Raw genomic sequence first — 13,317 nt, 5'->3', positions numbered from 1 at the left:
GGAAGAAACGCTGAGCGAGATTACGGATGAGGTCAACCGTCAGCAGCAGGCCTTCTACCGGATTTTTAACGAAGGCATCCTGCCCGAATTACGTCGGCAAAAGATCTGCCTCTATCAGGGTGAAGAGCCGGAGCCGTTTCATCGCGAGTCCGCAATTATTTTAACGAGGAAATATTTCCCCGTATCTTTTTCCCGTGACGATTCATGCCGGTTTTCGCCCAAATTGAGTCTGATAGCTTTTGTCGCACATCTCAATCCCCTATCTACTTTTAACCAAAAATATCGTTTGTCTATCAGGTGTTGAATGGGGTGTTGCAATGCGGAGGAGACAGGAGATACGTGAGTTTTAAAAACCGATAGGCATAGAAAAAAATCCGATAAGCATCGGATCCGAAACTTATGCCTATCGGATTCTTTTCGGTTGGGTATATCATAAACCCAGATTCCGCAATAGAAAATATTAGAATGAATTTAATTCAGGCCTTCAGCCCTGCGAACAAGGTTTGGATGTCGACCCCCCATCCTTTCGGGATGGGGCTGAAATAATCCGGGCTTTCAGCCCTTGGATGCTCTTCGGGGCTGAACGCTGAAGGCTGATTGCTGTAAAAGCCCTGAAAGGGCGCCTTAATTCAGCCCAATGCGAAGCGTTGGGGGAAAAAGGCATCGTATTTCGGCGGAGGGCTGTAAGCCTGGATTATAATTGTTAATGGTAAACGCCGAACTGTGTATCGCATAATTTGGGATAAAGCGGATGACAGTTTTGGGAAGTCCTGTTCCGGGTGGAGAAATCCTTAAAGAGGATATACTGCTTTCAATTCATTTGTAGCGGTATCGGTTGTTGTACTTGCCCAAACGAAGACGATCAGAAAGGATAGCCGAGTGCCAGATGGAAGCCGAGTGCATCTCTGAGGGAAAGAGCATTAAAATATCCTCGACGGTTGGTCGAGTAAGGGAAATGCAGTGCATAACCGATGTCGAACCGAAAGACGAGCACATTCATATCGTAACGAAAGCCTACACCGGTGCCCGTAGCGATATCGTTGAGAAAATGTTTCCATTTGAGTTGTCCGCCGGGACGTGCATGATCGTTACGCATCAGCCAGACATTTCCCATATCGAGGAAGACCGCTCCATCCAAATCACCGACCAGTCGGAAACGGTATTCGGCATTCGCTTCGAACTTGATATCGCCGATCTGATCGATATATGCATACGGATTGTTACGGTCGGGGGCAAAACGTCCGGGACCTACGCTACGGATCGTAAAGGCACGGATGCTGTTTGCTCCGCCTACATAGAACTGCTCGCTGTATGGTGCTTGCATAGTGTTGCCGTAACTGTAAATCACACCGCCACCGACACGGAAAGCAAGTCGGTGATTGCGGTTAATATAATGGTTGTAACGAAGCTCGGTCGTGACTTTCAGAAACTGCGAGAACGGATTGCCCAATAGTTTTTTTTCGTCGTTGAACTTGCGTCCGAACAAGGCATAGGCGCCGGAGAGAAGGTTGCCGGCTTCGGAGACAGAGAAACGCCACCACGTCTTGCTCCGCTCCTCCCGTACCGACGAATTATCGAGCGTGTACGAATATTCGATGGCAGGAATAAACTGATCCTGCAAACTCAGGCGTACCGAAGGGTTGAGGGAGACAATGCTGTCGAAACGTTGAGTCGTATTGAGCAAACGGGAAAATGTCAGTCGAATAGGCGTGAAAGTATGACGGCGTATCGGATTCGGTACAAACTCATAGGCGAGACTTCCCCCGAAAACAAGCTGCCTGAAAAAGTGGGCCCGATTAAGCTGCGAGACCTGCGCCTCGAGACGGGTCGAGGCGGAAAAATCGTACGTACCTCGTCCCAAGCGCGGAAGCACGAGGCGTGGGAAAGTCAGCGTACCTTTCGCCCCCAACTCGTAATTGTTCATAAGCCCCGTATGACCAGCTGCGCGGGCTCCTGTCTGCCACTCGTACGAACCAAACACCGAGGCTGTCAACGTCTCGCCTCCACCGAACATGTTGCGGCGCGTCACGCCAAGTACGATACCGGGACCGGCGTAGTTGTTGTCGTTCATTGTGGCCTTGATTTCAAACCGGCTGTTGAACGGATAATCGTATGAAGTATTAATGCGCACATTCATCGTATCGGATGTATGAGACGAGTCGGCCGGCATGTATTGCATGTCGGTATAACGAAAAATACCAAGCCTGTTCAGGGCAAGTTGTGTCTCGGTCTGTTTTTCGAGTGAATAAAGTTCGCCGTGTGTAAACTGTAATTGCTTGTATAACACGGAAGGTTTCACACGCAATTTATTTTCGTAATAAATGGTAATATCTTTATAAGAGATGCTGTCGGTAGGCGGCTCGTTATCGTAGCCACTCAGATAAATGGATATGCCTCCGATGTACCATGGACGCAGCAAAGTTTCCGGCACTCCCTGTTTGAGTCCGACACGAAGATCGACCTTTTTTTCCCGCAATGACGAATCCGCCTGATAAATGATGTATTCAGGACGAAAGAAATAATATCCATTGTTTCGCATAATCGTGGCGAGACGTTGCCGCTCAGCTTCCAATGTCTCTATACTGAAACGGTCGCCTTTGCGCAGAAGTCGTTTATCTTCCTGCAGCTTAAGCAGCGTATCGCCCCGGTTCTGCATGCGCCGGTAAAAGATGGAGTCGAGCGTATAAGGTTCGTTGAGTGTAATCTCATAACGTACACCTGCCTTAAGCGAATCTTTTCTATTCGGCACGATCTCGTATGATGCCGTCCCCGTAAAATAGCCATTCTCACGTAACAGATTCTGCGCCACACGTGCTCGCGTAGCCGGCGAAACCGTTGAAATAAAGACGGGTTTTGCCGCGAGCCAGCGAAACATCCATTCATGAAACGCCCCTTTCTTGTTGACATGAGCATTATACATCCACAGCCCCAGCGGAAACGGAGTACGCTTGGATGAACTTCCCAATAACGCATTGTTAGGCGGATATGCGAGCGCTTCTTCCACCTTTCCCAATACCTCATCGGCTTCACGGGCATGTTCCCGATCGGTCACCGTAATATTCTCAATGCCCGTGTACAACACTTCGCCCTTCGGCAAATTTTTCGTCGTCGAACACGCGCACAATCCACCCAGAAGCAGTCCCGCAATGCCCGTTCTGATTTTGCTATTCATCTCTTTCCTGCTCATCTTCTAACTTCTCTGACGAATCATTGTCCGGATCGTTTCTGTCCGGGTCTTCTTCCCTTCGGATAGCCGGTCGTCTGCGAAAATCAAACAAGTCCCGAAACCGTCTCGTTTTACGACGGAGAATCACCTCTACCCCGCTCTTTCGGATTTCTCCTTCGAACAAGTTCTCATAATCTTTCTGAGTGAATATCCGGATGAAACGAGAACCTTCGGTATCCAGACGATATTCGAGCGATGCATCATCGATATAAAACCGGTCGCCGGTTACCGGATCATTCGTCGAATACCGCATCCCCAGCGTGGTGTATAAACGATCGTTCATAAAACCTTTATAAAAACGTCCGAGATAATCGATTCGCCGACCTTTTCCGTCGGTACCGTCATACGTATTCACGTCGAAAGAGAAAGGCACTTCTCCCAGCAGACTGCCAAGCATATTGTTGATCTCGCGCTGCAACAAACTGCTCAAGGCAGCCCCGACATCCATCCGTTCTGTTCCGGCACCGTCACTGGCCAGATAAACCCCCGTCACGAGCAAACTGATCGCCTGCTTGCTGCGTTCTTCTTCTCCCATGGCTGCCAACTGGTTCTGCACGGTACCATTATTCGGGGCTTCCAAAATAAATTTCAACGCCATCTTTTGCAGCTCCTGCCGCACCTGAATGCCGGCATCGAAATCGACCATCTGCGACTGACCATCCAGATTGACCGACGAACGTAACCGACTTGAAGCCGTAAGATTCAGGAACGGATTCATCGGATTGCCTCGCCATTCGACATAACTACCATCGCGAATCGTAAAATCGGTCAATGGAATGACCGGAATACTGTATCGAACCAGCCCGTCTGATATATTATAACGTCCGTTCAACCTCATATCTCCCAGCGAAGTGTACTGAAACGACAGATCGCCGCCTCCTTTCAGTTCGATACGGTTCGACTGCTCGCCGCCCAAATCGATCTTCAAACGAACGACGGGATCGATGCGAACGGTCATCAACATATCCATGCCCCCCACCGAGGGAAGCGACTGAACCGTTTCCGCCGTGCTCAACGTCTCACCCCACCGACGACGCTTGGGAATCGTATCGGAGAAATACGTAAACGTGACGAGGTCGGCAAAGTTATCGCGACTTTCCAGTTTAGACTCCGGAACCACATACGTCAAGTTCGTGCTGCCGAGCACATGTAGATTGCCTCGCATGTGCATGGCGCGCAACGGCCCTTTCAGGGTAGTATTCAGATCGACCAGCATCTTGCCGTAGACCATGCTTCCCGGCTCTTTGCGGGTGTCCAGCAGCTGCATATTGTTTGCAGTCAACCTTAAATTAATGGTCTCGTGCATCGGACGACTGATATCTACTATTCCGTTAATGGTAAACGGATTGTTTCCATTCGTATAAATGCTGTATTTATTAAAACGGATTTTGCTGTTCTTCACTTCTATCTTACGATCGTCGAAACGAAAGTCCGTTCCGGCAGCCGTCACGTATGCAAATGCCGAGTCTAATTGCAGATGACCGTTCCACAAAGGTTTCTTGTTTGTTCCGGCCAGGGTCATTCGTCCGTTCAACCATCCCTGCATGCGGCCCGTTGCGCCCAGAAAAGGATTCAGCATCTTCAATGGTAGCTGGTTGAGAGTCATGGTACCGTTCACCTGATGATTATTTGACGGCTGATAAAGAGCGGAGAGCATGGCAATCTCAGCCTGGTTGTGAAAGAAGTGGGCGTCAAACTGATGTTTATCTTTATCAAGCGGTAGATACACCCCGCTTAGCAGCAATTCTCCCATGCTGCCTCCCTGATATACGAGATCATCAACACTCGCGTCAGTCGCCACCATAAACGATTTTTCCATCGGCACATAGCGCAGTGCCACGTTAGCGAGCCCTCCCATGACAGGCATCGGGGCGAAGTGCGATACCTTTTCCAAATTGATCTGACTGATTTCGATGGATAACTCATCCATTTTTCCACCTGTCTCCATCGAATGAATCCACAAGGAGGCATTCTGTTCACCGGTCAACTTCAAGTTGGCCGATATATCTTTCAGGCTGCGTATCTCCATGTAGTTATCTTGGTTGAGTGTAAAAGGCATAAAACCCAACACGGGATTTTCGGGGAAAAACTCAAGGCGGAAACCTTCGGGCTGTTTGGTGGCACGAGCACCTAACCGGAGTCCCGTTTCTCCACGAGCATTCTTATAATAAGCTTCGATATCGGCCATTCCTGTTTGAAGTCCACCCTGCACACCGGCCGTAAATGGCTCCTGCCGTCGAAATCTGTTTTTTGTCACGTCGCAAGTGTAACGTAGTCCATCGATCGAATCTTGTCGGATATTCAGACGTACCGTATCGATTCTGATCGTATCTTTCATGAGCGAAAACAACATGCCGTTGGCATTGATGCCGTCGTGTGGAGAGGTCGAAGCACGGAACGAAAAACGATCGAAAGAAAGATCATTCTCCTGCAGATAGTTTTGCAACGGGTTATCGTGTCCTGCCTGGACCTGTAAATCAAGTTCGGGCAATAAGGGTGTCAGATGCTGCAAATGTGCGACGGTATCTTTCTTCATTTGCTTTTGGAAATCATCCGATACATCGGTTAATTTGCCGATAAGAGTCTCTAAATCGGTATTTCCGGTCAACACCATCCCAAGATCACCCGCATGAAAGGAGACGCGTGTCGTATCTTCGTTACATGCCGCGTGAAAGGTTAGCGTCTTCGGCTTCACCTTCTGTTTCTCCATCGCCATCTCCCAGTTACCGAGTGTCACGTCCAGTCTATGTTGCTTCTTTAAGTCCGTATCGATTTCCGAGAAAAGTTGAAACGAATGGGATAGCGGTTTTTCCGTTACGTTCAAACCGTGCAAATCCAACGTATCCATGTCGACAATCAACATGCCGGCGATTTTGTCTTTACGTATATTCCCGTCGAGTGTAATTGAGCCTTTCAGATACGGATAAGTACTCGTCAGCTGGGCATTTGCCTGATGATCGCGGTAAGTACCTTCTACCGAAATACCTGAGATGTGCCGATCTTTATATTGCAACGCCTTCAATTCTCCATCGAATATAAGATGAGTCGATTTCAAGAAAAAGTCTGTTCCTTTTCCCTCGGCACGTAACGAGGCCGTTACATAAAATATCGAATCTTTAGGCAGGAAACGTATCAAATTCAGGCTGTCAATCATCAGATCTGCCGCGTATTCCTTCTGAACAGCGTGATATTTTCCGGAAAAACGAGCCGAACCATTCCCTTCAGAGAGCAACATATTCGCCTGATAAATCCCGCGAGTTAATGTAGCATCCATCTTCAGCCGCAAACTGTCGGGAATACTGATGCGCCCGCCGGATAAGGCAGGCAGCCACGTTTTCAGCAATTGCTTGTTTTGCATCTGCACACTCAGCGACAGTTCTCCGGAACGATGCACGTTATCTGTCAACCGTTCTGCCGTGGCATGCGCATCCAGCCGGAACGTGCCCGGCAAGGAGCCCTGAAGCCGATGAACATACAACTGCTGCATGTTACCTTCGACGGCAGCATGAAATGTCAGTAGCGTGTCGGGATATCTCTCTTTTAAGAAGGGTATTTGTTGGCCCATCGGAACAAGAACATCTTGTAAATGGACGGATGCCGTAAGTTGTGCTTGAAGACTACCCTGCGGATCTTTCGTCAGGGAGTTCCAGGGAACCATCGCTTGCAATTCAACCAGCGAACGAGGCAAGCGTAGTTCGCAATATGGAACGGACAATGTGAGGCTGTCGCTCCGTACGCTGGCGGTAAGAGATGTAATTTGAAAGCCCGAACGTTCGTTCATTGAACAAGAACGGAGGTGAGCTCGGATATCCTGCTCACGGTAAAAAACCGAATCCAGCTCCAGATTGATTTGCGTGAGTAGCAGGTGAGACGGATCTAAGCCTTCGGCAGGAGGTTGGTCGTTGGCATCATAAGAGACAGAGCTATCCGACAAATCCAGTTTTAACACGCTATACTGCCCCGCACCCAAATCGACGGCGCCATTTGTAAGCTCCGCTTCCCAGATGAGGGTTTCTAAACGGAGAGAATCCGAAGGCATCCGTAATCGGAACGCCATCTGTCGGAGACGAAGGCGGTTGGCCAGAATCGTCCAATTGACTTGTGTATCTGTCGTATCCGGTGACGATGAAAGCGAGTCGATTTGCAACGTTATATCGGCATCAGTAATCGAAAGCTGGTTCAACATGGCTTTTTCTTTCGACAGATACACCCGCCCCCCATAGGTCATAAGCTGACCGATGTGACCTTCAACGCTCATGCCTTCGAGCCATTGTTTCGTACGGACGGAAACATCCGTTATCAGCACGGACGACACCCAGATTTCTTTGTCGAGTAAAGGCAACGGACGAATTTTCACCGACAGTTCGCCGACAGAAAACAGCGTGTCTTGCGATGCATCTTGCACCGACACTTTCTGCAGCGTCAAATTCAACGGATACGATAAAAGAATACGGCCTGCACCGACCTTCAATCCCAAAGCTTCGGAAGCGTACTGTGTTACATGCTTCAAGGCGAAGTTTTGAACGGCAGGAACATACAAGAGCAATGAGACAATCGACACCAGCAATACGGGTGTCAGCAGCAGCCAGGCAATTCCTTTTATCCACTTAATTGTGCCTTTATTTTTGTGCTCTGTTGTCGTCTCCATCCTTTAAAACCTTGCAAAAATACATGGAAAAAACAGATTTTCATAGATGCACGACTGTTTTTCCACGGTAAAATCGTAATTTTGCATCCGCTATTAAAAACAACAAATGATACGAGGAAAAGTTATAACCGTAGTCATGCCGGCTTATAATGCCGAACAAACGTTGCGACAAACCTATGCAGAAATCCCTTTCGATATTGTCGATCACGTGGTGTTGGTCGATGACGCCAGCTCGGATCGTACGTCCGAGGTGGCTCGCGAGTTAGGGATACAACATGTCATTAAACACGAAAAGAATAAAGGCTACGGAGGCAATCAGAAAACGTGTTACGATAAAGCGCTTGAGATCGGCTCCGATATCGTCGTGATGCTCCATCCCGATTACCAGTACACGCCGCTTCTGCTGACCTCCATTTGCTTCATGATCGCTAACGGACTGTATCCCGTAGTCATAGCTTCGCGTATCCTCGGAAAAGGAGCTCTTGCCGGAGGGATGCCGCTTTATAAATACGTCGCCAACCGCTTTCTGACCCTCACGCAGAACTTGCTGATGGGACAGAAACTGAGCGAATATCATACGGGTTACCGGGCTTTTACGAAAGAAGTATTACAAGCTGTTCCGTATGAAAGAAATTCAGACGATTTCGTTTTCGACAACCAAATGCTGGCACAGATATTCTATCTGGGGTTCAGCATCGGAGAAGTCAGTTGTCCGACCAAATATTTCGAGGAAGCTTCGTCCATTAACCTGCGGCGAAGCATCACGTATGGCTGGGGCGTATTGGGTGTATCACTCGCTTATCGTCTCCAGAAGATGCGACTTGCTAATTTTAAATTATTCAGACCTTGAGCAATGAACAGAAAAAAAAGCCTCAAACAGACAAAGGTACATCAACACGGAGATAAGGCGCACGATCCGCGTCCCGCTCAGGGAGCATACACTCGGATCAACCGTTTTTTTGAACGGAACGAACGTATGTTCTTTATCGTTTCGATGATTTTGGGAGCATTGATGAGCATCCTGCTTTTCGATATCAAAGTCAGCCTCAGCGGTGACGACTGCGACTATATCATAAACGCCCAAAACTTCTGGCGAGAGTTCCGGTTTCCGGGATTCCGAGGACCATTGTATCCGATCGTTCTGTCTCCGTTCGTCGGCGTGTTCGGGATCAAGCTGGTCCTGCTTAAGTCGCTGTCGGCCGTTTTTATCCTGCTCTCACTCTGGCTTACGTATAAAAGTTTCCGAGGCATCGTTCCGGCAGTTGTACTGATGCCCGCACTATTGCTTACGAGCCTTTGCTCGTTTGTCTTCTTCTATGCAAGCCATACGTATAGCGAACCGATGTTTATGCTGACTCAAGCGCTTTTCCTCTACTTCTTCTCCAATTATTTTCTGCGTAACAGCGATGTGTCCTACACCCTGAAAACAGATTGGAAAAAATACCTTATTCTCGGAGTGCTGGCTTTGTGTATGGGGCTTACACGGAGCATCGGATACGCTGTTATAGGGGCTGTGGCTCTCTTTTTTATGGTAAAGCTACGATGGAAAGACTTACTGTATACGGTTACTGCCGCTGTGCTTGTCTTCGCGGCGTTTCAACTCTTCAAGACCGTTGTTTGGCCTGAAGCCGGTAGCGCTTACGATATCCGGAACTATTTAGCGAAAGACTACTACGCTCCGAATCAGGGGATGGAAGATTTAGCCGGTTTCATGAATCGTTTTCTGCTCAATTCGCAAATCTACCTTTCTGCTTTCTTGTGTCAGATGATGGGACTCGTCCGGGAGACCCCCAGCAACCTGCCCGAAGTAGATGTATGGCGTACGGTGATCATATACCTGCTCTATTTCGCAGGGCTTGCCGTTGTGTTCAGACGGAATCTGGCACTACTGTTCGTGGGAATCTATATTGGTGTGATGAACTTCGCAAGCTTCGTACTGCTCCAAATCATCTGGGGGCAAGACCGATTGATCATGATTTATTATCCGTTGATCCTACTGTTTCTGCTCGGAGGACTATGCTACCTGTTTCAGTCCAAACCGTTGAGAAAATTTTTCTTTATCTATCCGGTGTTGTTGCTTGTCGTATGCGGAGGTACCCTCATCATATCCAAAAATCGAGTGGCGCGTAACATCCCCGTTTTACAGCAGAATATGCTTGGCGAAACACTTTACGGCCTCACGCCCGACTGGCAGAATTTTATCAAGGCAAGCCAGTGGGCAGCTCACAATCTGGAGAAAGATGCCGTTATCGTCAGCCGTAAGGCGTCGATCTCAAAAATTTATGCCGATCGTGAATTTACGGGATTACCGGCAACATTAACGGTTCCGATCGACACGTTGGAGTATCTGAAAAATAGTGGAAAGATACCTTTTATCGTTGTCATCGATAAACGAGCCTTATATGGAGAACAACTTCAATATATCATAACTTCGATGACTCCTGTAAACATTGGTGGGAGAGAGGTAAATCAGGCGGGTGTTTATCTGGTAGCAGACAGCTTAAGAGACCATACTGCGGAAATGTTGAACAATGCGGGAATGGTTCACACGAACGACCTGGAAGATTTTATACGGAAATGCCGGGAGGTTGATCCTGCTACCCTGCGCATCTATGATCCGGACATGATGAATCGCTACCTCGTGGAAAGAGGCATTGATTATCTGCTATTGCCCCAGCTCCGTTCCGATCCGACACAAAATAACGGTGTTTACATCAATAGCATCCATCGCTATGTGTGGTTCATCTCTCATAAGTATGAAGGACGGTTTCAGACCGTTAAAACGTTTGGCACGTCGGAGCCATGCGAGATCGTAAAATTTATTCATTAAAAAAACAACAGAAACAGCATGTTTAGAATCGGTTGTCATTTATCGGCCTCCAAAGGATTTCTGGCCATGGGCAAAGAAGCCGTGAGTATCGGAGCCAATACCTTTCAGTTTTTCACACGTAACCCGAGGGGAGGAACGGCCAAACCTATCGACGAGAAAGATGTGGAAGCCTTCCTAAGGCTGGCGAAAGAACACGATATTTCCTCCATCGTGGCACATGCACCTTACACCCTGAATGCCTGCGCAGCCGACGCCGGCCTGCGAAAATTTGCGACGGAAACCATGGCCGACGACCTGCGACGGATGGAATACGTACCCGGTAACTTCTACAACTTCCACCCCGGAAGTCATGTGAAACAGGGGGTAGAAATCGGCATCGACTACATTGTCGAGATGCTGAACCGAATCCTGAAGCCGGAACAACGTACGATCGTTCTGCTGGAAACCATGGCCGGCAAAGGAAGCGAAATCGGTCGGTCGTTCGAAGAGTTGCGTGCTATCATCGACCGGGTCGAGCTGGAGCATCTCTTGGGGGTATGTCTCGATACATGCCACATCTTCGACGGCGGATACGATATTATCCATCAGCTTGATGAGGTGATAGACGAATTCGACCGAATCATCGGACTGGACAGACTGCGCGCCATTCACCTTAACGACAGTCTCAACCCGATGGGCAGCCACAAAGACCGCCATGCCAAAATCGGAGAAGGCAATATCGGTCTCGAAGCGATCACCCGTATCATCAATCATCCAGCACTGCGTGATTTGCCATTCAATCTTGAAACACCGAACAAATTAGATGGCTATGCGGCCGAGATTAAGCTACTGAAGTCGTTGCGAAAAGACTGAAAAACAGACTTTATCGTACAAAATACAGACGTAATGAAACGTGCGCTCTATCTTTTGTCCGGGATACTGATCCTGCTATCCGCCGCGATTGCAGGAGGAAGTTTTTACATGCTCGACTATTCGCTCTGTCCTGCCAATAACTCGGGCAAAGATACCGACGAATCGTATGCGTACATGTTTACCGAGTATCCGTTCATCAAACCTTGGGCTGACAGCCTGAAACAGACCGGCGCCTTGCGCGATACGTTTATCCTACACAACGGGGTCCGCCTTCATGCGCTCTATGCAGAGGCATCCCAACCGACGCGGCGCACCGCCCTGATCGTTCACGGATACACCGATAGCGCTGTGCGGATGCTGATGATCGGCTATCTCTATCATCACGATCTCGGGTTCAATATCTTGTTACCTGATTTATATGGCGGAGGAGAAAGCGAAGGAGAGCACATCCGTATGGGATGGCTCGACAGGCACGACGTGATGCGTTGGGCTGAAGTTGCCCATACAACGTTCGGGGACTCGTCACAAATCGTTGTGCACGGCATCTCAATGGGAGCCGCAACCGCGATGATGATGGCTGGCGACCCGCAACCCGACTACGTTCGTTGTTTTGTTGAAGATTGCGGATATACGAGCGTCTGGGACGAATTCTCGAAAGAATTAAAGGTCGGTTTCGGACTGCCCGAAATGCCGATGCTATACACGACGAGCCTGCTGTGTAAATGGCGTTACGGGTGGGACTTCCGCGAAGCTTCCGCACTGAAGCAGATCGAAAAAAGCCAATACCCGATCCTTTTTATCCACGGCGATGCGGACGATTATGTGCTCACGTGGATGGTTTATACACTCTACGAAGCGAAGAAACAAGGCGATAAAGAGCTGTGGATCGTACCCGGCGCCGCCCATGCCGTCTCTTATCGAGACAACCGCGAGGAATACACACAACGGGTCAGTGCATTTGTCGGGAAATATCTTTGACAGTAATAGCGATTCCGACATTTCGAAAAGCCGCTGATTTTCTTATAGATATACAGATAAAATATCGGAAAATATCGAGGCTGTCGGACCTGTGCCCGGTTTTACGACCTTTTTTTCTTCATGAATTTCATTTTTTCTAAAAATATTTCCTACCTTTGCGCCTGCAAATGCCCAGATGGCGGAATCGGTAGACGCGCTGGTCTCAAACACCAGTGGAGTAACATCCATCCCGGTTCGACCCCGGGTCTGGGTACAAAGAAAGAGCTATAAGTTAATGAACTATAGCTCTTTTTATTTTTTCAAGTAGCCAAAAGCAACACCACCCCCTGTTTTAGCTCTATTTTCTGCCTCACTCAACATTTTTTTCCATCATCTGGGTGTAATCGGTGTAAACTACCTACAAACAAAAAAAACAACGTGCAAACCTGTTGAGATTCACCCGTTGTTTTCACTTCAAAGTGTTCACATTATAATCGTTCACACTCTGTGCCGCCTTTTATGTTTACACTATAAGTGTTTACCTATACAAATGCTTTGCACTTGAAATGCTTTTGCTTCTGGTTCACTCATCGGGACTTAACCCCAACTGCCTCAACTCTGTTTTATACCCCTTTTCATCCCAAATTCCGCATTGAGTTATTTTTTTAATATAAAACCAATTTCAAACATACTTATAATATGCTGAAATATATGTTTTTAAACAATGTTTTTTTTTGAAAAAATCTCTAACGCTACGCGTTAGAAAAATATATGTATTATATTTTATTAATCAGGCAGTTATAG

Annotated in this window: 7 protein-coding genes and 1 tRNA gene; 6 read left to right on the top strand and 2 right to left on the bottom strand. The window is 48.1% G+C overall.

Translation table 11 applies throughout. From position 1 onward, the window contains the following. A partial coding sequence (locus tag EII41_RS14585) for a hypothetical protein (RefSeq protein WP_260425578.1) occupies nt 1-304 on the top strand: 304 nt, incomplete at its 5' end. A 558-nt stretch (nt 305-862) separates the two neighbouring features. Here the strand turns inward: EII41_RS14585 and EII41_RS12025 are convergent. Further along, nucleotides 863-3,172 (bottom strand): BamA/TamA family outer membrane protein, encoded by a 2,310-nt coding sequence (locus EII41_RS12025; protein ID WP_124790789.1) that lies wholly within the window; start codon nt 3,170-3,172, stop codon nt 863-865. Then, nucleotides 3,165-7,874: a translocation/assembly module TamB domain-containing protein gene (locus EII41_RS12020; RefSeq protein ID WP_124790788.1), complete on the bottom strand. Its 4,710-nt coding sequence runs from the start codon at nt 7,872-7,874 to the stop codon at nt 3,165-3,167. The genes EII41_RS12025 and EII41_RS12020 overlap by 8 nt, the downstream gene beginning before the upstream one ends. 106 nt (nt 7,875-7,980) lie before the next feature. Between EII41_RS12020 and EII41_RS12015 the strand changes: the two genes are divergently transcribed. The 5 genes from EII41_RS12015 (at nt 7,981) to EII41_RS11995 (ending at nt 12,787) form a co-directional block, all read left to right on the top strand. Further along, nucleotides 7,981-8,724 carry a glycosyltransferase family 2 protein gene (locus EII41_RS12015; RefSeq protein ID WP_124790787.1) on the top strand — a complete coding sequence of 248 codons (744 nt, stop codon included), beginning with the start codon at nt 7,981-7,983 and terminating at the stop codon, nt 8,722-8,724. Between the two features lie 3 nt (nt 8,725-8,727). Next, entirely contained in the window at nt 8,728-10,704 is a 1,977-nt protein-coding gene (locus tag EII41_RS12010) for an ArnT family glycosyltransferase (protein WP_124790786.1), read from the top strand. 18 nt (nt 10,705-10,722) lie between these two features. Next, the gene (locus tag EII41_RS12005; RefSeq protein WP_124790785.1) at nt 10,723-11,556 is read left to right on the top strand and encodes a deoxyribonuclease IV; all 834 of its coding nucleotides are present in this window, start codon (nt 10,723-10,725) and stop codon (nt 11,554-11,556) included. Between the two features lie 33 nt (nt 11,557-11,589). Continuing rightward, on the top strand, nt 11,590-12,534 hold the full coding sequence (locus EII41_RS12000; RefSeq protein WP_124790784.1) for an alpha/beta hydrolase: 945 nt from the start codon (nt 11,590-11,592) through the stop codon (nt 12,532-12,534). Nucleotides 12,535-12,703: 169 nt separating this feature from the next. Continuing rightward, a tRNA-Leu gene (locus tag EII41_RS11995) sits at nt 12,704-12,787 on the top strand. Nucleotides 12,788-13,317: the final 530 nt, after the last annotated feature.

The organism is Tannerella forsythia, from assembly GCF_003860135.1.
GTDB classification, from domain to species: Bacteria; Bacteroidota; Bacteroidia; order Bacteroidales; family Tannerellaceae; genus Tannerella; species Tannerella forsythia_A.
This window is presented reverse-complemented; position numbering and strand designations above follow the sequence as displayed.